We start from the raw sequence: 21,950 nt of genomic DNA, 5'->3' as shown, positions 1-21,950 counted from the left end.
TTGAATGCCGGGCTGTGGTTGCGCCGGGGTCGTCTGCTCATTCTCTGCTCCTGTCTCGCAGCCCATCTGGCTGCTCTCAGGCAGAAAATCCAATTATCTCAGTGTGCAGATTCTCCAGGCCACCTCTTTCGCCTCGCTGGAGCGGGATGTCTTTCGCCACGCGCTCATCAACGATGCGACGACGCGCGAAGCCTACGAGGGCAACACAAGGGACTTCTTTGCCTCCAACGAGGAAACCCGCAAGCATCTGAACCGCGACGAACTGTCAGCCGCCGATGTGGTGGAGGAAACCGCCAAGGCCTACGTCGCCGTGGTAGACGGCGTGCTTGCCGATGGGCCGGTTGGAAGCGCCGGGGTCGCGCGGATCATGGAGGCCGGGGACACGGTCGATGCCAACATCGAGGCCATCCGCGATCCTGTCATCGCGCGCTTGGTGACGATCGATGCGGAGCAGACCACCATGGCGCTCACCATGGTCGGCGTATCGGTGGTACTGGCGCTGGTCGCCTGTGGTTTCGCCTATGTCCTGGCGCAGCGCGTGCGGCGCAGCATCGTAAGCGAACTGGGCGATATCCGCTCGGCCATTGGCCGGATCGAAGATGGCGGGGGCGAATTCACCGTACCGCATCTGCACCGAAGCGATGAGATCGGAGACCTGGCCCGCGTTGCCGAGCGCCTGCAGGTGATGACCCGCGGCAAGGCCGAGAGCGATGCGCGAACCCGCGCGATGATCGAGATGGTTGGAACCCAGCTGAGTGCGCTTGCCGAAGGCGATCTTACCGCCGAGCTGCCGGATATCGGGGCGACGTATGGCCGCCTGCGGGCCGATTTCAACACCATGGCGGGGCGTCTGCGCGAGGCCCTGCTGGCGGTCTCGCACGCGATCCATGCGATCCACACGGGCGCACGCGAGATCAACGATGCCTCGAGCGATTTTGCCACCCGCACCGAACAGCACGCCAGCGATCTTGGGGAAGCTGCCGAGCGCATCCGCGATCTGAGCGGCGACATCAGTTCCACGGCCTCGGAAGCGACCACGGCGCACCGCAGCGTTGTTGCGGCCGTGGAGGAAGCGCAGTCGGGCGGGAAGATCGTGTCCGATGCGGTGGCCGCCATGCAATCGATCGATCACTCGACCGCCGAGATCAAGAAGATCATCTCGGTCATCGACGGGATCGCCTTCCAGACCAACCTGCTGGCGCTGAACGCCGGGGTGGAGGCCGCCCGTGCGGGCGAGATGGGCAAGGGCTTTGCGGTGGTGGCTACCGAAGTGCGCGCCCTTGCGCAGCGTTCGGCCGATGCCGCGCGCGAGGTACGTGAGCTTATCGAGACGAGTTCGGTGCAGGTTGCCTCCGGGGTCGTCATGGTGAACGATACCGGCGCGGCGCTTGATCGCATCATCGAGAGCATTGCCTCGGCGACGCAGCTCGTGACTTCGATCGCGGATTCCTCGCAGGTGCAGTCGGAGAAGCTGCGCCAGACGACCGAGACGATCAGCGCGATGGACCGCATCACGCAGCAGAACGCGGCCATGATCGAGGAGAGTACGGCCGCCGCGCGCAGCTTGTCGAGCGAGGCGGACCGGCTGTCTGAACTGGTGGGCAAGTTCAAGCTTGGTGCGGGCGAAGTCGTGCAGCTGCGTGGGCCTTCTCTTGCCTCGCAGAAGTTTGCGCGGCGGCCGGTGGCGCAGGCCCCTCAGCCCTATGCCGCGGTCGGATCGGCGGCTCTGCAGCCCATGGCCAACGATGGGGAATGGGATGAATTCTGAAGACGTGCGCTTGTGTGCCGGAAGGGTGTTTGGCATGAATGTTTCCCTCATCGCGCGGACACAGGCTGCGCTGCGCAGCGGACTCCTGACCGGAATTGCCCTAGGCGTCAGTCCGTCGGTCTGCGCGCAGGAGGCTGCGGGGGATCTCGAGCTGTCGGGCAGTGTGCGGGTCCGCTATGAGGCTTACGACAATACCTTTCGCGGATCGGGCGCGCGCACGGACGATGCGCTCACCATACGGACCAGTATCGCGGCAAAGTACACCCGGGGGCGGTTTCGCGTCGGCGGCGAAATCCGCGATTCGCGCGGCTATGCCATCGACCTCGATACGCCGATCAATTCCGCGCACATCGACCCGTTGCAGGTCCCCCAACTCTACGTGGGCATGGATGTTTCGGACCAGGTCTCGGTCACGGCAGGGCGCATGGTGCTCAATTTCGGCAGCAAGCGACTTGTCGGCGATCCGGGCTGGCGCAACGCGGCCAATGCCTTTACCGGGCTGCGCCTCGACTGGCAGGGCCCTGAGGGGCAGGAGCGCCTGAGCGTCTTCTACACCCTGCCGGACAAGCGCCATCCCGACACCAAGGGGGAGATCATTGCGAACGCATGGTCGGTGGACACCGAGGGTTTCGACCTGCGCTTCTGGGGCGCCTTTGCCTCGGCGCAGCGGGGGCCTGTGGCGCTGGAAGCCTATGGCTTCCTGCTCGACGAGCGCGACGATGCCACGCATGCGACCCGCAACCGGCACTTGCGCACGTTTGGGGGGCGCCTCCAGGTGCCCAGGGCCGGGCGCTGGGATTTCGAACTGGAAGCTGCGCTCCAACTGGGGCGGATCCGCACGTCACGCGCAGATGGCGCGCCCAGGGTCCCCGTGCGCGCGTACATGGCCCATGCCGAAGCCGGTTATGCGCTGCCCGGATCGCTCGACGCACGGCTCTCACTCCAGGCCGATATGGCGAGCGGCGACAAGGGGGGAACATCGCGCCACGAACGCTTCGATTCGCTCTATGGCCCGCGGAGGGGCGATTGGGGGCCGACTTCGCTCTATGGTCCGCTGGGCTACAGCAATGTTCGCAGCCTGGGCGTGCGCGCGGAAATTGCGCCGTCCAAGCGCTTCGATGCCTTCGTTGACTGGCGCCGGGTTTGGCTGGATTCGCGGGACGATACCTTCGCCTTCACCGGTATTCGCGATGCGAGCGGCGCCAGTGGGCGCGATGGGGGGAGCCAGTTGCAGGCTCGCGTGCGCTACTGGCTCATTTCCAAGCGCATCAGGATCGATCTCGGCGCGGCCTGGCTCGATAAGGGGGCGTTCCTGAAGCGTGCGCCCAACGTGCAGGACCGGGGCGACACCCATTATGGCTATGGAGACATCTACTTCCTGTTCTGATAGCCCCGAAGCGGACGGCGGTCCCCACGCAAAAGCCCCCTCCTCGCACATAGCGGGGAGGGGGCTTTTGCGTGGTGTAGGGGGGGAGCCCAGAGCATTTTCCAGTCAGATGGAATCATCTGATGGTTCAGAAAATGCGTCTAACCGCTCTAGTCGCCGCCGAAGGCGTCGGCGATCGAGCAGGCCGCCGGGCCGAGGATGACCACGAAGAGCGTGGGCAGGATGAACAGGATCAGCGGCACGGTCATGATCGCGGGCAGACGTGCTGCCTTTTCCTCGGCGCGCATCATGCGCTCGTTGCGGAATTCGGCCGAAAGCACGCGCAGCGCCGAGGCGAGCGGGGTGCCGTAGCGCTCGGTCTGGATCATCGTCGTTACCACGCCCTTGACCGCGTCGAGATTGACGCGCCAGGCGAGGTTCTCGAAGGCCTGGCGGCGTTCGGTCAGGAACGAGAGCTCGATCGAGGTGAGCGAGAATTCGTCGCCCAGTTCCGGGTAGGCGCGGCCCAGTTCGCGCGCCACGCGATCAAAGGCCGCATCGACGGTGAGACCGGCCTCGGCGCAGATGACGAGCAGGTCGAGCGCGTCGGGAAGGCCCTTGCGGATCGCGTCGGTGCGCTTGGTGGCAATGTTCTGAATGAACAGGTCCGGCCCCTTGTAGCCCGCCAGCAGCATCGCCGCAAAGCCGCCGAAGCGCTTGAAACTGCTCCATTCGGGGAAGTAGTCTATGCCATAGATGACAATCGCGGCGGTGCCGCCAAGCAGGATTGGCAGGACCAGGCGCCCAAACACGACGGCGACCGCCCACTGCTTGTCGCGGATGCCCGCATGGGCGAGCTTCTGCTGGATTTCCTTGAGCTGGCTGTCCTGCAGGACCTTCAGGCTGGCCAGGATCCGGCCCATCTTGTCGGTCGTTTCGTTGCGCTTGATGAGGCTCTGACGCTTGCGCGCGCCGGTGCTGATACCGGCCTTGAGCTGTTCGCGGCGCGCGTTGAGCGCTCGCACGCGCTTGGCCATGGGGTCGCGCACGGTGAGCGCGGTGTAGATGGCGTACATCGTCGCCATCGCCGCGATCATTGCAAGGAAGGTGCCGACGAGGATGACGTCGAAGCCCAGGATGGTAGGGCCGGTGGGTTGCTCGAGCATGGGTCGTGTTCCTCGCTCAGATCTCGAAGCTGACCATCTTGGCCATGATGAAGGCGCCGATTCCCATCCACACCGCGCCGCCCATCCCCGCGACCATCAGCCGCTCGTCGATGAAGAATTCGCCCACGTAGGCCGGATTTACCATCCAGATCATGCCGAAGACGAGGAAGGGCAGGGCGCCCACGATGTAGGCCGACGCTTTCGATTCCGAGCTCATGGCGCGGATCTTGAGCTTCATCTGGGCGCGCTTTCGCAGCACGTCGGCAAGGTTCGACAAGGTCTCGGCAAGGTTGCCGCCGGTCTCGCGCTGGATCGCGAGCGTGATGCAGAAGAAGTTGAATTCCGAGATCGAGAGACGGTCGGCGGTCTCCTGGAGGGCATCCTCCATGGTCTTGCCGATCTTGATGCGTTCGGTGATGAGCTTGAACTCCTGGCCCACTGGACCTGGGACTTCCTGCGCGACGACGGTAAGAGTCTCGGTGACGGGCAAACCCGAGCGCAGGCCGCGCACCAGAAGCTCGATGGCGTCGGGAAACTTGGTGGTGAAGTTGGTGGTGCGCTTGTTGATCATCATGTTCAGGGCGACGTGCGGAATGCCGGCGCCCGCGAACAGGCCGATGCCCAGCGCCAGCAGCACCGCACTGGTCTTGAGGTAGATGAGCAGGGTGACCGCCACCGCAATACCCAGTGAACCATAGAGATACTGCGACAAGGTCCAGGACAACCCCGAACGCATCAGGCGCAGTTCCAGCGCCTCGAGCTGCGAGCCCGACCCGGCGAGACGGTGCATCTTGGGGCGCCGTGCAGCGACGGCCTTGCGCATCTGCGCCTCGACCCGGTCGTTCGTGCTCTGCGAGTGGCGGAAGCGCACGGCCTTCAGGCGACGCGCGCCCTCCTTGCTTGGCGAGGGGCCGGCAAAGGCAAGATAGACAAGCACCATCACGCCCATAAGGCCGCCTGCGAACAGGATGAGCTGAAGAGGGGTCATCGCCTTTGTGGTCCTTTACGTCACTGCGTCGTCATTGCTGCCGGGAGGGCGCGAGCGTGCGCCGCGCCCCCGGAGCCGGAGCATCACTGCGCCTGCGCACTCGCCTTCTTGGTGCCCATGCCCGACATGAACGATTTGAGATCGAGCTTGTCGAAAAGCGATGCCTTCTTGCCGTCGCCCGCGTCCTGGAGGTCCTCGCGACCTTCGAGAATGAGCTGCGAGAGATCGCGCATCGCCGAGCCCGCCTTGGTAGTGCGGTTGGCATCGGCAAAGGTCTGCCCCAGCTTCGCGGCGAGCGCGGCGGCCTTCGCGTCGTAGGGGATGGTGAGTGCGACCTTGGCCTCGATCGAGGCCTCGAAGTCGGCCTTGCCGATCTCGCTGACCGCGGACTGGACCTTGTTGGCCACCACGATCACGCGCGCCTGGGGTGCGTTGGTGCGCAGCCAGGAGAGAATGCGGATCGAATCGCGCGCCGAAGCAAGCGTGTACTCGGTCACCAGCACGACCACGTTCACATCGGACACCAGCTGCGGGAAGTTGATGAGCATGTTGCGCGGCATGTCGATCACGGTGGCCTCGAAGGCCTCGCGGAATTCCTCCTCGAGCTGGAGGAAGGCCGCGCCGTCGGTCATCAGCGGGCTCGAGATCGGGGCCTCGGCCGATAGGATCGCGAGGTTGTCGTTGGCGCGGATCATGGCGCGTTCGATGAAAAGGCCGTCGATGCGGCTCGGGCTCTCGATCGCGTCGGTAAGGCCGCGGCCCGGTTCCAGATCAAGGCACAGCGCACCGGTCCCGAAGTGGATGTCGAGATCGAGCAGAGCGGTTGGCAGCTTGTTGTCCGCGCTCAGCAGCCAGGCCAGCGAAGTGGCGATGGTCGAGGCGCCTACGCCCCCGCGCGTGCCGATTACTGCGGTCGAGACGTGCTGGCCCGCGCCCGCGCCGTCATGGCTCTTGGGCGCGGCATAAACCGTCTGGGCCTGGGCCAGCGAGTCGCGCACCTGGCCCGGCGAGAGCGGCTTCAGCAGGTAGTCGTGGATGCCGCTGGCGATGAGGTCGCGGTAGAGGCGCACGTCGTTGACCTGGCCGACCGAGACCACGATCGTGCCCGGCTCGCACACTTCGGCGAGCGCGTTGATGTCACTGAGTGGATCGCCGCTTTCCGACAGGTCGACCATCAGGATGTTGGGCGAGGCGGTGATCGAGAGCGACTGGATGGCGTTCCTGAGGCCCCCCTTGTTGCACTTTTCGGGCTGCCAGCCCATTTCCATCGCGATCGGGCGGATCACGTCGAGCGAGGCTTCGTCGCACAGGTAGGCGGCGAACTGGTCGCGGCCATTGCCGCCTCCCGATTTCCAGGGTGCGTTCATCACTGGCCTCCCGTCGTGGTGCTGGCTGTGGTTACGGCGTTGCCGTTGCCGGTGGGCTTGGCCTCGCGGTAGGCCTGGATCGCCTTGGTCGAGGTCATCGCGTTGGTCTCGCCCGTGCCTTCGGCGCCGTGCAGCAGATCCTCGGGATCGGCGACCATGGCGGCAAGGTTGGAATTGGTGGCGCAGCCGTAATTGCTGGAAAGGCCGTTGCCCGGGTTGAAGTCGGAATTGCTCTTCCACGTGGGGCAGCTGGGCACCGAGGCCTGCGTGCGCGCAATGACCACGCGCAGCGTGCCGGGCTGGATGTAGCCCTCGGTGATCGGCGCGCCTTCGGCCATGAGGATGCCGCGGCGCTCGGTGAGCGCGGCGATGGCCTGGCGCGCGGCGGCGCTGGTGGCCGGATCATCGACGTAGAGCTTGTCGCCGTACTTCAGGTCCATCGCATCGAGCCAGCCCGAAAGGCGCTGGGCCTCGCCATAGGCCAGCCCCCCGCCGTCAGCATTGAGGTCGAGCGTGTAGTTGACCTGCTGCACCACGGGCTGGTGCTCGGAATACATCGTACGGTTGGTCGGGACACCGCCCATGCACCCGGCAAGCGCGGGGGCAAGAGCGACTACGAGGGCGCTGGCGGCGAGCGGACGCGCGCGGGAGGGAAAAGACATGCGCATGGTGGTCAGCTCTCTCACTTGAGGGTGAAGCCGGGCTTGGCGGTGTCGTCGGCGGCCGTGCGGGCGCGCGCCTGCGGCTCCGGCTGGGACTGGGGCGCAGTGTCCAGCGCGCCGACGTCGACGCCGGGCGCAGGGGCTGGCGCCGCGCCGCGTGATGGCCCCGGACGCTGGGCCGGGCCCGAGCCGTCGCTCTGCTGGTTGCCGAGCAGGCGCTGCAACTCGTTGGGGGCGCTGTAGCCATCGGTCGGCAGGACGATCTGCGAGGGATCTACCGGCTTCACCAGGTAGGGGGTGATGACGATGACCAGTTCGGTCTCGCCGCGGTTGTAGTTGGTCGAGCGGAACAGCGAACCCAGGATCGGGATGTCGCCGGCACCGGGCATCTTGGTGATCGAATTGGTGCTGTTGTTGCTGAGCAGCCCCGCGATCATGAAGCTTTGGCCCGAACCCAGTTCGACCGTGGTCTCGGTGCGGCGCGTGGTCAGCGAGGGAACCTCGAAACCGTTGAGCGTCACCGAGCCCTGGCTCGAAAGATCGGAGACCTCGGGGCGCACGCGCAGCGAGATGCGTCCGTTGGCGAGTACCGTGGGCGTGTAGCTGAGGCTGACCCCGTAGTTCTTGTACTCGATCGAAGTGGCGCCCAGGCCCTGGCTGATCGGGATCGGAAATTCGCCGCCCGCAAGGAACTCGGCGGTCTCGCCCGAAAGCGCGGTCAGGTTGGGCTGCGCGAGGCTGGTGACGAGACCCACGGTCTCGCCGGCGTCGAGCGCGCCCAGGATGTCGAGCCCGAACAGGCGCCCGGCCATGCCCAGCGTCGTGCCGGAGCCCAGCTGGTTGACGGCGGTGCCCGGGACCTCGGTCAGTTCGCCCGTGATCGGATTGACGACGGTCTGCGTCGGGATATTGCCGACCCCAAGGATGCGGCCCGGCGCGAAGACGCCCTGGTTGTCGATCGGAGCGTTCTGGCCGATGCCGAACTTGAAGCCGCCGGTCGAATCCATCGTCGTCAGACGCGAGCCGATCGTCTTGACCAGCGAGCGGCTGACCTCGGCGATGCGCACCTGCAGGTTGACTTGCAAGGGCGTCGCCGTGCGCAGGCGGCTGATAACATTGGCGGCGTCGCCGACGTAGGCCTGGACAAGGCGCTCGGCCTCGGCGGCGTCCTCGGGTGACTTGATCGTGCCGGTCAGGAGGAAGGTGTTGGTGCCCATCGAGGAGACGGTGATCTTCGCCTCGGGCATGGCCAGGCGCAGCATCGAATCGACGCTGTCGAAGTTCGAGCCGACGCGTACGTTGGCCGACCAGATCACCTGGCCTGCGCGGTTGCTGGCGTAGACCGTGGTCGTGCCGCCGCCCTTGCCGAAGACGTAAAGCTGGTTGGTCGACTTGACCTGAACATCGGCGATCGCCTCGTTGGCGACGAAGACGTCGGCCATCGTGCCCGGAACGGTGACGAGCTGGCCGTTGCCGATCGAGAGGGCGATGTCCTGTGCCGGGGTCGAGATCGACTGGGCCGCGGCCGGAGCAGCCGGCGCGAGCGCGCCAAGGGCGGCCAGCGGGGCGACCAGACAGGTGGCGCGGAGCAGGGAGGGTAAGAGGCGGCGCTTCATGGCTGTGCCCTTTGCGGTTGCCGGGTGGCAGGTGTCGGTGCGACGCGCGGACTTGCGGAATGTGCGTGCGGTCATGGTGCTTACTTCCCGGCCGGCTCGGCGGTGGTGACCTTACCGCGGGTGACGCGCACCACGGGGCCTGCGTAGCCCTGCGACGCGGCCGCAGGGGAACCGCCCGCCATTTGCGGCGCGGACATCATCGGGCCCGGACCGGAACCCTGGGGCGCGGGACGGCTCGAACGCTGGAAGCGCGAGACATCGCCGCCGGTGACGTAGGTGGTGTTGCCCTCGATCGGACGGGTCATGGCCTGGCGCATGAGGGTTTCTTCCTGCTCCTTGGTCACGCCCTCGGGCACGTCGACTTCGCCGCTGGCAAGGATGCGTTCGAATTCGCCCTGGTTGTCCGCGATCGAGCGCAGCGAGAGGCTGAGCGCACCGATTTCCTCGGCCACCGAGATCTTCTCCGCGATGCGCGGGGTGACCTCGAGCGTGACCGTGCGAAAAGCGCGGACCACGGTTTTGCCGTCCTCGACTTCGTTGTTGGTGGTCTGGTCGGTGGCGAGTACGCGCAGGTTGCGCAGGATCGTCTCAGTGGTGTTGAGCGGTTCGCCTTCACCCTTGACCTGCTGGGTGAGCATCATGTCGACCCGGTCGCCCGGGAAGATGAAACCGCCCACGCCGGTCTTGGCCGAGACCGAGATGGTGACTGCGCGCATGCCAGGGCCGAGTGCGGCGGCAAGGAAGCCACGATCGCCCGGCGCGACGAGCGCGCCTTGGGTGACGGGCTGCCCGGCGGTGACCGGATAGCGCACGACGGTGCCGAGCAGCTTGGACATGTCGGCCTCGCTATCGAGGAAGTAGACGTCCTTCACCAGTTCTTCGGGCCAGTCCTGGAAGGACATCGAATCGGCGGTGAGGATGGTCCCCACCGGAAGTGCCCGCTGGGCGACGAGGACCTTGGGCCCCGCGGGCTTGACCGCCACGGCCTCTGCCTGGGGAGCCGAGGCCCCGGCAAACATCGAGCGCGCTGCAAATGCGGTGCCGGCTGCGACGAAAAGCGCAACGACCAGCAGCAGCAGCTTCTTTCTATCCATGGCTGTTCAAGCCCCCTGAAAATCCGATCTTGGTGAGTTACCTTGTCGGGACAATTGGTTAAAATCGGGTCAATCGAGATTAGCTTACGGTGGATGACGCCGCTGCGCTGGCCAGGGCCTGCTGGGCAAGGACCCAGATCCCTGCGAGCGCGATGGCGACCCCGTAAGGCACGCGCATCCGCGATTTCTGACGGCGCACGAGATGCACGAAGCCGAGCGCGAATCCGGCCAGCATGAGCAGCGCAGCCAGCGCCACGATCCATCCGCCGGGAAGGACGGCGCGAATCGATTGCAGAGCGGCCGCCGAAAGAAGCGGGCGTCCGGTGGCCAGCGCGCTCAGAACCGCCAGCGCGCCGCCGACCCAGAGCACTGCGGCGCCCAGCGCAAGCGCGCTGCGTCCGGCTTCGCCGGGGCGGCGGTCGAGGTTCCAGGCCGCCATCGCAACCGAGCCTGCACCGCCCATCAAGGCCATCAGCACGACCAGTTGCAGGAATGCAGAGGGCGCGAACCAGAGCGCGAGAGCCGTTAAAAGTTTGACATCGCCGCCGCCCATCTGGCGCACGACGAACAGGGCGCAGGTGACCATGAAGGTGACGAATGCGAGCATCAACTGGACGCCCATGTCCCACCAGCCCAGGCCCGTCGCCAGCCACCACACCGGGGCAGTCAGAGCGATGCCAAGGTTAAGTGCGTTATCTATCTCGCGGCGTTTGATATCGGTGATCGCAGCGACCAGCAGGGCAGTTGTCAAGGCCGCCATCAAAGCGTACGAAAATATGCCGCCTGGCATCGAAGTCCCCCTGTTGGAGGGCCCCGTCTAGCGGTCATCACTTACCAAAACGTAATTACCTGACCGAGGTCCCCCATTAGCCACTCGATTGACGCGACGGATGCAGGCGCACAGGTTCGGCGCGCAATCCCGGCCGATGCGCGCGAATCGCGCTGGACGGCCGCGGATGGCTGGGAGATCCGTATTCTCCAGATCCCCGCGCGGGGTGCATCCTGGAAGCGTCGCGGCGCGATCCTGTTCATGCCCGGACGGGGTGATTGCTACGAGAAGTGGCTCGAATCGCTCAACGATTGGGCCGATTCGGGGTGGTCTGTAACGTCGGCGGACTGGCGCGGGCAGGGCCTCAGCGGACGCCTGGGAGGCGATGCGACAACCGGCCATATCAATGACTTCGCGACCTGGCTTGCCGACTACGCCGGGATCTGGGCGGAGTTCGTAGCGCCGCAGTCCGGCCCCCATGTCGCCATCGGTCACTCGATGGGCGGCAATTTGGTCCTGCGCGCGGTCGCGGAAAGGCGCGTCGCGCCCGACGCCGTGGTCCTTTCCGCGCCCATGCTGGGGCTCCATCCGACCTGGGCGCCCAATGGCTTGCTGGCCCCTGTGGCGCGGGCGATTTGCAAGGTGTGCGGAGACACGGCGCGGGCCTGGAGCGGGAGCGAGCGGCCCGAACTCGTCAAGCGCGCGCGCCAGTACCTCCTGACCCACGACGCCGCGCGCTACGCCGACGAGCAGTGGTGGTACCAGGAGCGCCCCGGCCTCGTCATGGGCCCGGCCAGCTGGGGCTGGATTCGCGCGGCGGTGGCCTCGATCCGCGCGCTGGAGCGGCGCGGCGTGCTCGAAAAGGTACCCGTCCCCGTACAGATCCTCGCCACGCGCCGCGACGGCCTTGTTTCCTGGCCCGCCATCCGCAGCGCGGCCGGGCGCCTGCCTGCCGGTGAGCTCGTCGGCTATGACGAGGGCTGCGCACACGAGATCCTGCGCGAGGCCGATCCGGTGCGCGCACATGCACTTGCCGAAATCGAGGCTTTCCTGGACCGGGTCGCACCGGCTAGGGGCTGAGCCCTATGTCCCAGAGTTTCGATATTGCCGTCATCGGCGCAGGGATGGCCGGTGCCTCGCTGGCCGCCGCGCTGGCCGCCCGGGGTGGGGCGAAGGTCTGCCTCGTTGAGGGCGAGGATGCGCCCGGCTACCATGCGACGGGCCGTTCGGCCGCCTTCTGGGTGGAGAGCTATGGCGGGCCGGGTGTACAGCCGCTGACCGCCGCATCGGGCCCGGCGCTCCATGACCTCGGCGTGCTGACCCCGCGTCATGGCCTCACCATCGGCCGCGCCGAGCAGCGCAATGAGGTTGCCGCCTTCGCGCAGACATTCCGCGCGATGAACGTCGAGGTGGAGGAGCTCGGTCGCGACGAGATCGCACGCCGTATTCCTGGCCTTAGGCCCCAATGGACGTACGGCGCGCTTGAGCCCACGACCTGCGACATCGACGTTGCGCGCCTGCACCAGCATTACCTTGCCACCGCGCGCCAGGCGGGTGCGCAGCTGCGTTGCCGGGCGGGTCTGCGCGCCGCGCGCCGCGCGCAGGGACGCTGGCGTCTGGACCTTGCCGATGGCAGCTCACTGGAGGTGGGCATTCTCGTCAACGCGGCGGGTGCCTGGGCGGACAGTGTGGCACAGATGGCCGGGGCGCGGACGCTCGGCATTACGCCGCTTCGCCGTACCATTGCCCAGCTCGTGCTGGACGCGCCGGTGCCCGAGGACCTGCCGCTCGTCCTCGACATTGCCGGCGGCTTCTATTTCAAGCCCGAGAACGGGCGCTTGTGGTTGAGCCCGCATGACGAAACGCCGAGCGCCCCGTGCGACGCGGCGCCCGAAGAGCTCGACATTGCGCTTGCCATCGACCGCTTCGAGAATGTGGTGGACTGGCGCATCGCGCGCGTCGAGCACCGCTGGGCGGGGCTGCGCTCCTTCGCGCCCGACCGTCTGCCGGTCTACGGTTTCGACGCTGAGGTGGAGGGCTTCTTCTGGTGCGCAGGCCAGGGCGGCTTTGGCATCCAGACTGCGCCTGCGGGCGCAGATATTGCCGCGCGGCTACTCCTGGGCGAGGCTGCGGGCGCGGTCGATCCCGCGCCCTACAGCCCTTTGCGTTTTCGCTGAGAGGTCAGGCCGCGGCCGTTGGCGTCGCGGTCTTGGCCTGTTCGCCCGCCGCGCTGTGCAAGCGCTTGGCGATGAAGTGCCAGGAGAGGAGCGCGGGTTCGAGCATGGCCATGCCGACGGCAATGCCGAGCAGGCGTTCCATCGCGACCCCGGCCTCGATCTGGCTGTAGCTGTCGGGGACGAGCGCGGTGAGGAGCGCAATCGAGAACTGCAGGCCCACGTACTGCGTCGCCTTGCCGCCGGTTTCCAGGTGGCGGCCCAGAAACAGGCCGAAGCAGGTGCCCGCGATGATCACCGCGACATTGCCATGCGCAAGGACGAGGAGGCCGATAGCAAGCAGTCCGGCTGCGACACAGCCAATGGCGCGGTGAAGGAGGCGGCGGCTGACCGGAACGAGCCCACTCTGGCCAAGCCCGGCTACCGGCACGATCATCACGGCCATGATGGTGATTGCGGCCTGGGTCAGTTCAGGCACCTTTACGAAGTGGTAGAGCAGCGGCAGCGCGGCCAGCGCGATGCCGGTCTGTGCGGCGTGGCGTGCGGCGGTCGCATTCCAGCGCATGCGTTCAGGGCGCGCCTTGCGGTTGGCGAGCCAGTCCTTGCCTGAGATGAGCGCGGCGCCCAGGCTCACCACAACGCATGCCAACGTTCCGGCGCCCACTTCGATGACGCGGGTGAAGGCAAGCTCGAACGTGCCAAGGTCCGGATTGGCGAGCTTGTCGAGAAGGACGATTTCGAAGGTCAGGCCGAACAGGAACCAGGCGTAGGCACGCCGGCCCGTCAGCATGCCGTAAAGGCCCATGCCGCCAACCAGCCCTGCGCTCAGCACCGCCACGACCAGCGAGTGCAGGGCAAGCGGGGCCAGCATCAGCGCGAGCGCGCCGCCAGCCAGCGTGCCGACCATGCGCATCGCGCCGCGTAGCAGCGTTTCCATGGTGTCGCTCTTGAGGAGCACCAGCGCAGAGACCGCCGCCCAGTTGACCATGCGCGCATCGGCAAGCTGCGCGAGCACGATGGCCAGCATGACCGAGAGCACGCAGGCGATCTCGTCGGCCATGCGGGGGCCCGGACGGGTCAGTTCGCGCAGTTCGTTCTGCACATGCGATGTGATCAGCTTCACCATGCCCCTGATTATGGGCCGATCGGGGCGCCCTTAGAAGGTGGGCGCAGTTGCATATAGCGCAAGAGTGACTTGCAATTTCGCAAACGCAGCGGAAACCTTCGCACTTGCGGCATATCGGGGGCGGAACACGAGCCTCGCGTCTTCGGGAGAGGCCCAGGAAATTTCGTTACGTGCGGGCAACAGGCCCCGACGGCGGGGCGGCAAACGCAAGGCTCCCACGAATCCGGGGATCGCTGGGGCCGACTCTGCTTTGCTTTGCGTTTTTCGCAATCAAATTTCAGCGCGTGCAATCGTCTGGGCTGGCGCCGCGCGAGGGCGCCTGTCCCGGAGCGCTCAGACCACCGACTTCGCCGCGTCGCTGGCGAGCTGGTCGACGCGTTCGTTTTCTGCATGGCCGTTGTGCCCGCGCACCCATTGCCAGGTAATCTTGTGCGGTTTGGTCGCGGCGAGCATCTCGCGCCACAGGTCGTCGTTGGCGACCGGCTTCTTGGCTGCGTTGACCCAGCCCTTCTTCTGCCAGCCGTGGACCCACTTGGTGATCCCGTCGATGACGTACTTGCTGTCGGTGCACAGGACAATCTCGCAGGGCTGGTTAAGCACCTCAAGCGCCTTGATGACCGCGGTCATCTCCATGCGGTTGTTGGTCGTCTGGCTTTCCGAGCCCGACATTTCCTTCTCGTGCTCGCCCATTCGCAGCAGCGCGCCCCACCCCCCCGGGCCGGGATTGCCCTTGCACGCGCCGTCGGTGAAGATCTCGATCTTCTTCATCGCCTCAGACCTCGTTCGCGAAGAGGTCGCGGTTTTCGGCGCTGGCGTAGAAGTCGAGCCGCCGCGCGAAGGCGAGCGGGTCCTTGGGGGTGACGAGCGCGTCCTCAGGCGTGTTCATCCAGTCGTAGGCGCGGGTTGAGAGAAAGCGCATCGCGGCCGCGCGGGCCAGCAGCGGCAGCGCGGCGCGTTCCTCGGCCCAGAGCGGACGGACGCTTTCGTAGCCTTCCAGCAGCGCGCGTGAGATCCCGGCATCGAAGCGCGTACCGTCGTCGCTGAAACACCAGGCCGCGTGGGTCACCGCAACATCGTAGGCGAGGATGTCGGTGCAGGCAAAATAGAAGTCGATGAGGCCGGTCACCTCTTCGCCCAGCATCAGCACGTTGTCGGGGAAGAGGTCGGCGTGGACCACGCCCTCGGGCAGGCCGAGCGGCCAGCCCAGCATCAGGCTGGTCATCTCGCGCTTGACGATGCGGGCAAGCTCGGGGTGGATGAGGTTGAGGCCTTCCTCGCCGCAATCGGTCAGAAGCTGGTTCCACCGGGCAAGGCCCATGGTGTTGGTGCGACGTTGCGGGAAGCTGGCGGCGGCAAGGTGCACCTTGGCGAGCGCGGCGCCCACCGAGCGGGCCTGGCCGGCGGTGGGCTCGCTCACGGAAACGCCAGGCAGGAATTCGATGAGGGCCAGCGCCTTGCCCTCGTGGAAGCGGTGGCTGGCGCCGTCGCGGTCGTGGATCGTTCGCGGCACCGGACAGTCGTTGGCGGCGAGGTGGTCGAGCAGGTCGAGGAAGAAGGGCAGGTCCTCGACGTCGGTGCGCTCTTCGTACATCGTGAGGATGAAGCGACGCGGTTCCTCCTCGCCGCGCTGGGCCTCGAGCAGCCAGTTGCTGTTCGAGACGCCTTCGGCGATGCCCTTGGCGGAAAGCAGGGTGCCCACGTCGAAGGCATCGACGATCGCGGCCATGTCTTCCGCGCCGATTCGTGTGTAAACGGCCATGTCTTTGTCTTTATGCTCGTTGGCTTGGCTTGGCTTGGCTGGGCGTGCGGCTCAGGCGGTCAGCTGCTTGGGCAGCTTGAAGCTGATCGTCTCGGTGGCGGTGACGAATTCCTGCTGGCTGACATCGCGCAGTTCCTTGAGGCGCGCGATGACTTCGTTGACCAGCGATTCGGGCGCCGAGGCACCCGCGGTAAGGCCCACTGTATCGACACCCTCCAGCCAGGCCGGATCGATGTCGCTGGCGCGCTGGATCAGCTGCGCGCAGGCGCCCGAACGCTGGGCGACCTCGGCAAGGCGCAGCGAGTTCGAGCTGTTGGGCGCACCAATCACGAACATCAGCTGGCAGTCGGGCGCGACGCGCTTGACTGCGGCCTGTCGGTTCGAGGTCGCATAGCAGATGTCTTCGGCCTTGGGCGCAGCGACCCTGGGGTAGCGCGCCTGGATCGCAGCGATGATCGCGGCCGTATCATCCACCGAGAGGGTGGTCTGTGAGAGGTAGGCAAGGTCCGCGTCGGCCGGAAAGTCCAGCGCGGCGACGTCCTCGACCGTCTCGACCAGGGTCATGTCGCCCTCGGGGGCCTGGCCGAAGGTGCCGATCACCTCGGGATGGCCGGCGTGGCCTATGAACAGGATGTGGCGCCCGTCCGCGATCTGGCGTTCGGCCTGGCGGTGGACCTTGGACACCAGCGGGCAGGTCGCATCGAGCCACTCGAGGCCGCGCTCGGTGGCTGCAGCGGGCACCGACTTGGGCACGCCGTGCGCGGAGAAGATCACCGGAACCCCGTCGGGCACTTCATCGAGTTCCTCCACGAAGATCGCGCCTTTGGCCTTCAGGCCATCGACCACGAAGCGGTTGTGGACGATCTCATGGCGCACGTAGACGGGCGGTCCGTATTTCTCGATCGCGCGCTCGACGATCTCGATGGCGCGGTCGACACCGGCGCAGAAGCCGCGCGGGGCGGCAATGAAGAGACGGAGCGGGGCCTTGGTCGACGCAGCGTCCGAAGAGGCGGGCGCGGACTCGGCCGGGGATGGAAAGGGCGCGTTCATACTTCGCCCTCTAGCGCTTTGCCGCTTGCATCGCTAGGGCAAGCTCACGCCACTCAAGGGATGTCATGATGAATGCACGCCGCCTGACCGCCACAGTCCTGTTCTCCGCCGCGGCCGCGACGGCCCTCAGCGCCTGCAAGTCGGAAGGTGAGATCGTTCTGAACTCGGGCGTGGGGATCACCGCTGTCCGCAGCGCCTGCCCGGCTGTCGGGATCCCCGACTACACCGGCGACATCACCCTTTTCGGGCCCGGAGGCGCCAAGACCGCCGACAACGTCGACGTCACCGCGACGATGACGCAGGTGCGCGCGCAGTGCGGCGAAGGCACCGACAAGGTGACCAGCCAGGTCAACTTCCTGGTGCGCGCCCAGCGCAGCGACACGAACGGCGCGCGCAGCGTAACGCTTCCTTACTTCGTGAGCGTGCTGCAGGGCGGCAACTCGGTGGTGAGCAAGCGAATTGGCCAGGTGACGCTCCAGTTCGCCGATGGCGAAGCGCGCGCCAAGGCGACCGCGAGCGGCTCGGCCTTCATCGACCGCGGCGCGGCAACGCTGCCCCCCGAAGTGCGTGATCGCATCACCGCCAAGCGTCGCCCGGGCGACCAGGACGCCGCGCTGGACCCGCTTGCCGATCCGACCGTGCGCGCGGCGGTGACGCGCGCCACGTTCGAGGTGCTCGTCGGCTTCCAGCTTAATGACGAGCAGATCGCGTACAACGCCACGCTCTGAGCGCAGTGGGCTTTCGAAAAGGGCGCTGCGGACCAAGGTCTGCGGCGCCCTTTTTCGTGGAAAGAGCTAGTGATTCAAGGGGGTATTGCCCCTTGATCCCAGAACTGTCTTGGGCAGTTCGTGCCTTGATTGGAGCGCGCGCGCCGTCAGGGTGATACAAAAAAATCGGGGGGGCAAAGCGCCTCAATCCCCATTCCCCTCCGACCCATGACCCGCGGCACCCGGCACGCCTGCGCGCGACAGGTTGGGGAGCCCGGGGGGCGTTGGCCCTCGGACAACGCTTCTACTTACTCAACTCCTCCACTCACCGCGGCGATGTGCGACCGCGCGGCTTGGGCGATGCTCTTGCGGCTGGTGCGTTCCGCACGCGTCAGGGCGGGCAGGACATGGATGGTGACCGGGATCGGGCGCCAACGCGCGAGGATGCGCAGCGCGTTGCCCAGGCCCGGCTCGTCTCCCACCCAGGCGACCTTTTCGGGTTGGGGGCCGTAGTCGAGCCAGACCGGGTGGATCGCGACGTGGGCAAGATCGCTTTCGAGCGGGGAGAGCAGCGAGGACTTGAACGGGAGCAGGCCGCGCCCGTCGCTCGTCGTGCCTTCGGGGAAGAGCGTAAGGCAGCCGGTCTCGTCGAGCGCGTCCCGTACCTGCTTGGCTTGCTGCGCCACCGAGCGGCGGTCGTGGCGGGCGATGAAGACGGTGTCGTTCATTTCGCACAGGCGGCGCAACGGGGGAAAGACGGAGAGGCCGTCGTGGGCCACGAAGGCGCAGCCGCTGACGCCTGCAAGGGCAGGAATATCCAGCCATGACATGTGGTTGGACAGGAAGATGGCGGTCTCGCCCCGGCCCGGCAAGGTACCCTTCACGCGCAGGCGCAGGCCCGCAATGGCCCCCACCGTGCGCAGGAAGAGGGGCGGTGCGGGATTATGGCGCGTGAACAGCGCAAAGACATAATAGGCCCCAACCGCAAGGATCAGGCTGACGAGAAGCGCCACGATACGCAGGACAATCAGCGGCCAGCCCAGCAAGGGCGGACGGGGCCAGGGAGCGCCCGGCTCGGTGTCGTGTGCGGGCGAGGTCACGGGCTCATCAGTCCGGGCCGCGCGACTGGCCGGGTTGGCCGACGCGCGCGGGAAAAGGGGGCAAGGGCTGGGGTATCAGCCCTCGTCACGGTCGAGCTTGACGCCAAACAGTTCCATGCGGTGATCGACGAGGCGGAAGCCCAGCTTCTCGGCAATCTGCTTCTGGAGGGCTTCGAGTTCCGGGTCGACGAATTCCACTACGGCGCCGGTCTCAACGTCGATCATGTGGTCGTGGTGAGCTTCGGGCGCGGCTTCGTAGCGAGCGCGTCCGTCACCGAAATCGTGGCGATCGAGGATGCCGGCCTCCTCGAACAGGCGCACCGTGCGGTAGACCGTGGCTATCGAGATGCCCGGATCGATCGCGGTGGCGCGTTCGTGCAGCTTCTCGACGTCGGGGTGGTCGGTGCTTTCGGACAGAACCTTGGCGATGACGCGCCGCTGTTCGGTAATCCGCAGGCCACGCTCGGCGCAGAGGGCTTCAATATCGATGGGCTGGCTCACGTCTGACCTGTCTTATGCAAAAGGAAACACCGGCCGCGCAGGGCCGGTGTCGTCCCGATACCAAAAGAATCGGGAAAGGGGAAAGGGGGACGGCGAACGTTTGCACTGTTCTCGCCCGGTAAGGTCGGGCCGCACGAGATGGGGGGAGCAAGGTCCGGACGGTACCCTCTTTCGTGTGCGAAGCGCGCCGTTTAGGCGGCCACGGCCTTGGGCTTGCGGCCGCGGCGGGCATTGGGCTTGCGGCCCAGGCCAATCTTCTTCGCGAGTTCGCGACGCTTTTCGGCGTAGTTGGGGGCGACCATCGGGTAGTCGGCGGGCAGGTTCCAGCGCGCGCGGTACTCTTCCGGGGTCATGTTGTAGTGCGTCATCAGGTGGCGCTTGAGCATCTTGAGCTTCTTGCCGTCTTCAAGGCAGACGATGTAGTCGGGCTTGATCGAGGCGCGAACCGACACGGCGGGCTCGGGCTTTTCTTCTTCCACGGCAGCGGCGCCGCCAAGACCGGCAAGTGCGCCGTAAACATTGTTGATGAGCGAGGGGAGATCATCGACCGTGACGCTGTTGTTGCTGACGTGCGCGGCAACAATGTCGGAAGTGAGGGTGATTAGCGTTTCGCTCATGTCGGGCTGAACAGTTTCCATTATATTTTCCTCTATAGCGACCTTGAGGCTTTCATTCGTTGGCCGACACATCTGTGACTTGCCGAGAGATATAATGGCTCAAATGAGCCAATGTTTCAAGTTGTATCGTAGTTGTTTTGGCCTTCGTGCTGCGAATATGGATCCAAACCTTAAATCTGGGCAGTTTAAATTCAGAGGTCGCACGCAAATGTAATCGCGTTCACGCGCTCTCCTGACAGTAAGCGATAATAGTCAGGCCGTTCGCCGATCTGGTAGAAGCCGAATGCGCTGTAAAGGGATTCGGCGGGATTTCCCTTTCGCATTTCCAGCAAAAGCCGTTGCGCGCCGCGATGTTTCGCGGAATTGCTAAGCAATTTGAGGAGAGTATTGCCGAGTCCTTTTCCACGCTCCTGCGGAATTACAGCCAGCAGGAGAAGTTCTTCTTCATGGAAGCCGTGGCGCGAGAGCGTGAACCCGGCCGCAGGGGTCTCTGCACTGGGCGCGGTCCCACAGGAATCAACAAGACTGTAGTGCGTATGTCCAAAAAGTAAGGCGTCTTCGACTTGGCGCCGGGTCCAGGCTTCGCCGTATAGAGGGTCGAAGGCCGCGGTCATGACTTCCATCAACTTGTCGAGGTCTTCGGTCATGGGATACTGCTGCCGGGGACTATTTGTGTTCAGGAGTGCGCAGACTAGCCGGGCATCTTGCCGCCGGGCAAGCGCGCATCGGGTGCGCGGCCGTAAAGCGGGCTGATGTCCGGCGTCAGGTGGGCGGTGGGAAGGGCTGCAAAGGCGCGGGCGTCGGGAAGCAGGGGCTGGGCCGTGCCGTGGCCGCGCGTCGCGACGAGCGCTTCGGCCTCATTGCCAGTGATGCGCTGGGCGGTGAGGGCCTGGGCGGCTCCATCGGGCGTAAGCGAGGCGAGCGGCGCGGTGCTGGCGCCCGCGGCATCGAAGCTCTCGACGAACCATTCGCCATGTCCGCCGGTCATGGCGACGTCCACCGGGCCTTCGCCGAAGGCCTCACGCGCCATGGCCGCGACGAGCGCGAGGGTAGGATAGCCCACGAGCTTGGCCCCCCAAGCCAAGGCCAGTGCGCGCGCGGCGGCAAGGCCCACGCGTACGCCGGTAAAGCTGCCCGGACCCAGCGCCACCGCGATGCGGTCGGCCTTTCCGCGTTCAGGCAGGTTCGCGATCATCGGCACCAGCGCCTCGGCGTGGCCCCGTCCGAGGACGCGGAAAGTCCCGCCGATCAGCGTGTTGCCCTCGAGAAGGGCCACCGAACAGGCTGCCGTGGCGCTGTCGATGACGAGGGTGCGCGTCGGGTTGGTGGCAGGCGACGGGGAGGGCGGGGGCGACACGCGGGCGGGCTGACTTTGTTGTTGTCTGGAAAAGGTGGGAAGGGGCGTACGATCAGGCCGCGCGCACTTCGCTCACTTCAGGCACATAGTGCTTGAGCAGGCTTTCGATGCCGTGCTTGAGCGTCGCGCTCGAGGACGGGCAGCCCGAGCAGGCCCCCTGCATCGAGAGATAGACCACGCCTTCACGGAAACCCCGGTAGACGATGTCGCCGCCGTCGTTGGCCACGGCCGGGCGCACGCGGGTCTCGATCAGGTCCTTGATCTGGTCGATGATGTCCGCATCGGCCGGATCATCGCCCAGGTTCGCGTCCTCGCTCTCGGGCGGGACGGCAATGCCGTTGCCGCTGTGGCGGAACAGCGGGGCTTCGGACACAAAGTGGTCGAGCAGGATCGAGACGACCTGCGGCTTGAGGCCGGGCCACTCGACACCCGGCGCCGCGGTGACCGAAATGAAGCCGTGGCCGAAGAAGACGCCGGTCACGTCGCCCAGGTCGAACAGGGCTTCGGCGAGCGGCGAGGCGGCCGCGTCCTCGGGCGAGGTAAATTCGCGCGTGCCATCGGCCATGACTTCCCGGCCAGGCAGGAACTTGAGCGTGGCGGGGTTGGGAGTCGTTTCGGTTTCAATAAACATGATGCCCGCGATTTAGGCTTTTGGGGCTTTTAATCAAGTCGCGGGGCGGGGTCGGGACGATTTGTCCCGCGGTCTGGAACCCTGGCGGCGTTGTCATACTTCTGTTTTGACGCGCATTTCAAAGGTTAAGGA

Annotated in this window: 22 protein-coding genes; 5 read left to right on the top strand and 17 right to left on the bottom strand. The window is 66.0% G+C overall.

What is annotated here, in order from left to right; genetic code table 11:
• Positions 1-103 precede the first annotated feature (103 nt).
• Both FMM79_RS01375 and FMM79_RS01370 read left to right on the top strand, forming a co-directional pair.
• The gene (locus FMM79_RS01375) at positions 104-1,768 is read left to right on the top strand and encodes a methyl-accepting chemotaxis protein (protein ID WP_162528414.1); all 1,665 of its coding nucleotides are present in this window, start codon (positions 104-106) and stop codon (positions 1,766-1,768) included.
• 34 nt (positions 1,769-1,802) lie between these two features.
• Complete coding sequence (locus FMM79_RS01370; protein ID WP_162528413.1) at positions 1,803-3,155, top strand: alginate export family protein; 1,353 nt, start codon at positions 1,803-1,805, stop codon at positions 3,153-3,155.
• 149 nt (positions 3,156-3,304) lie between these two features.
• On the opposite strand, the gene FMM79_RS01365 is transcribed toward FMM79_RS01370, so the two are convergent.
• The 7 genes from FMM79_RS01365 to FMM79_RS01335 all read right to left on the bottom strand — a co-directional run bounded on the left by FMM79_RS01365 (position 3,305) and on the right by FMM79_RS01335 (position 10,787).
• Positions 3,305-4,300, bottom strand: coding sequence for a type II secretion system F family protein (locus tag FMM79_RS01365; protein WP_148625460.1), 996 nt, complete (start codon positions 4,298-4,300; stop codon positions 3,305-3,307).
• A gap of 16 nt (positions 4,301-4,316) precedes the next feature.
• Entirely contained in the window at positions 4,317-5,288 is a 972-nt protein-coding gene (locus tag FMM79_RS01360) for a type II secretion system F family protein (protein WP_148625458.1), read from the bottom strand.
• Between the two features lie 83 nt (positions 5,289-5,371).
• Positions 5,372-6,655, bottom strand: coding sequence for a pilus assembly protein CpaE (locus tag FMM79_RS01355; protein ID WP_148625457.1), 1,284 nt, complete (start codon positions 6,653-6,655; stop codon positions 5,372-5,374).
• Entirely contained in the window at positions 6,655-7,323 is a 669-nt protein-coding gene (locus tag FMM79_RS01350) for a CpaD family pilus assembly protein (protein ID WP_371710577.1), read from the bottom strand. The genes FMM79_RS01355 and FMM79_RS01350 overlap by 1 nt, the downstream gene beginning before the upstream one ends.
• 14 nt (positions 7,324-7,337) lie before the next feature.
• Positions 7,338-8,933, bottom strand: a complete 1,596-nt coding sequence (locus FMM79_RS01345; RefSeq protein WP_148625470.1) for a type II and III secretion system protein family protein — start codon at positions 8,931-8,933, stop codon at positions 7,338-7,340.
• Positions 8,934-9,013: 80 nt separating this feature from the next.
• A complete protein-coding gene (gene cpaB / locus FMM79_RS01340) occupies positions 9,014-10,027 on the bottom strand; it encodes a Flp pilus assembly protein CpaB (protein ID WP_148625453.1) in 1,014 nt (337 codons plus the stop codon).
• Positions 10,028-10,106: 79 nt separating this feature from the next.
• Complete coding sequence (locus FMM79_RS01335; protein WP_240338906.1) at positions 10,107-10,787, bottom strand: prepilin peptidase; 681 nt, start codon at positions 10,785-10,787, stop codon at positions 10,107-10,109.
• Positions 10,788-10,892: 105 nt separating this feature from the next.
• Here FMM79_RS01335 and FMM79_RS01330 point away from each other — a divergent pair, with 105 nt between their 5' ends.
• Positions 10,893-11,876, top strand: a complete 984-nt coding sequence (locus FMM79_RS01330) for an alpha/beta fold hydrolase (RefSeq protein ID WP_148625449.1) — start codon at positions 10,893-10,895, stop codon at positions 11,874-11,876.
• 5 nt (positions 11,877-11,881) lie between these two features.
• Positions 11,882-12,973: an FAD-binding oxidoreductase gene (locus FMM79_RS01325; RefSeq protein WP_148625447.1), complete on the top strand. Its 1,092-nt coding sequence runs from the start codon at positions 11,882-11,884 to the stop codon at positions 12,971-12,973.
• A 4-nt stretch (positions 12,974-12,977) separates the two neighbouring features.
• On the opposite strand, the gene FMM79_RS01320 is transcribed toward FMM79_RS01325, so the two are convergent.
• From FMM79_RS01320 to ispH, 4 genes are all read right to left on the bottom strand, one after another.
• Positions 12,978-14,096, bottom strand: a complete 1,119-nt coding sequence (locus FMM79_RS01320; protein ID WP_240338905.1) for an FUSC family protein — start codon at positions 14,094-14,096, stop codon at positions 12,978-12,980.
• A 333-nt stretch (positions 14,097-14,429) separates the two neighbouring features.
• A complete protein-coding gene (rnhA, locus tag FMM79_RS01315; protein ID WP_148625444.1) occupies positions 14,430-14,864 on the bottom strand; it encodes a ribonuclease HI in 435 nt (144 codons plus the stop codon).
• 4 nt (positions 14,865-14,868) lie between these two features.
• Positions 14,869-15,855, bottom strand: a complete 987-nt coding sequence (gene thrB, locus FMM79_RS01310; RefSeq protein WP_148625442.1) for a homoserine kinase — start codon at positions 15,853-15,855, stop codon at positions 14,869-14,871.
• Between the two features lie 51 nt (positions 15,856-15,906).
• Positions 15,907-16,905: a 4-hydroxy-3-methylbut-2-enyl diphosphate reductase gene (gene ispH, locus FMM79_RS01305; protein ID WP_148625440.1), complete on the bottom strand. Its 999-nt coding sequence runs from the start codon at positions 16,903-16,905 to the stop codon at positions 15,907-15,909.
• Positions 16,906-16,973: 68 nt separating this feature from the next.
• Between ispH and FMM79_RS01300 the strand changes: the two genes are divergently transcribed.
• Positions 16,974-17,633: a hypothetical protein gene (locus tag FMM79_RS01300; protein ID WP_148625466.1), complete on the top strand. Its 660-nt coding sequence runs from the start codon at positions 16,974-16,976 to the stop codon at positions 17,631-17,633.
• Positions 17,634-17,920: 287 nt separating this feature from the next.
• Here FMM79_RS01300 and FMM79_RS01295 read toward each other — a convergent pair whose 3' ends face one another.
• From FMM79_RS01295 to FMM79_RS01270, 6 genes are all read right to left on the bottom strand, one after another.
• A complete protein-coding gene (locus tag FMM79_RS01295) occupies positions 17,921-18,712 on the bottom strand; it encodes a 1-acyl-sn-glycerol-3-phosphate acyltransferase (RefSeq protein WP_240338904.1) in 792 nt (263 codons plus the stop codon).
• A gap of 75 nt (positions 18,713-18,787) precedes the next feature.
• The gene (locus FMM79_RS01290; protein WP_148625438.1) at positions 18,788-19,213 is read right to left on the bottom strand and encodes a Fur family transcriptional regulator; all 426 of its coding nucleotides are present in this window, start codon (positions 19,211-19,213) and stop codon (positions 18,788-18,790) included.
• 191 nt (positions 19,214-19,404) lie between these two features.
• Positions 19,405-19,851 (bottom strand): MucR family transcriptional regulator, encoded by a 447-nt coding sequence (locus FMM79_RS01285; protein ID WP_148625436.1) that lies wholly within the window; start codon positions 19,849-19,851, stop codon positions 19,405-19,407.
• A 170-nt stretch (positions 19,852-20,021) separates the two neighbouring features.
• The gene (locus tag FMM79_RS01280; protein WP_148625434.1) at positions 20,022-20,477 is read right to left on the bottom strand and encodes a GNAT family N-acetyltransferase; all 456 of its coding nucleotides are present in this window, start codon (positions 20,475-20,477) and stop codon (positions 20,022-20,024) included.
• Between the two features lie 44 nt (positions 20,478-20,521).
• Entirely contained in the window at positions 20,522-21,187 is a 666-nt protein-coding gene (gene tsaB / locus FMM79_RS01275; RefSeq protein WP_148625433.1) for a tRNA (adenosine(37)-N6)-threonylcarbamoyltransferase complex dimerization subunit type 1 TsaB, read from the bottom strand.
• Between the two features lie 52 nt (positions 21,188-21,239).
• Positions 21,240-21,818 (bottom strand): NifU family protein, encoded by a 579-nt coding sequence (locus FMM79_RS01270; protein WP_148625431.1) that lies wholly within the window; start codon positions 21,816-21,818, stop codon positions 21,240-21,242.
• Positions 21,819-21,950 lie beyond the last annotated feature (132 nt).

This window comes from Novosphingobium sp. BW1 (genome assembly GCF_008107685.1).
GTDB lineage: Bacteria > Pseudomonadota > Alphaproteobacteria > Sphingomonadales > Sphingomonadaceae > Novosphingobium.
This window is presented reverse-complemented; position numbering and strand designations above follow the sequence as displayed.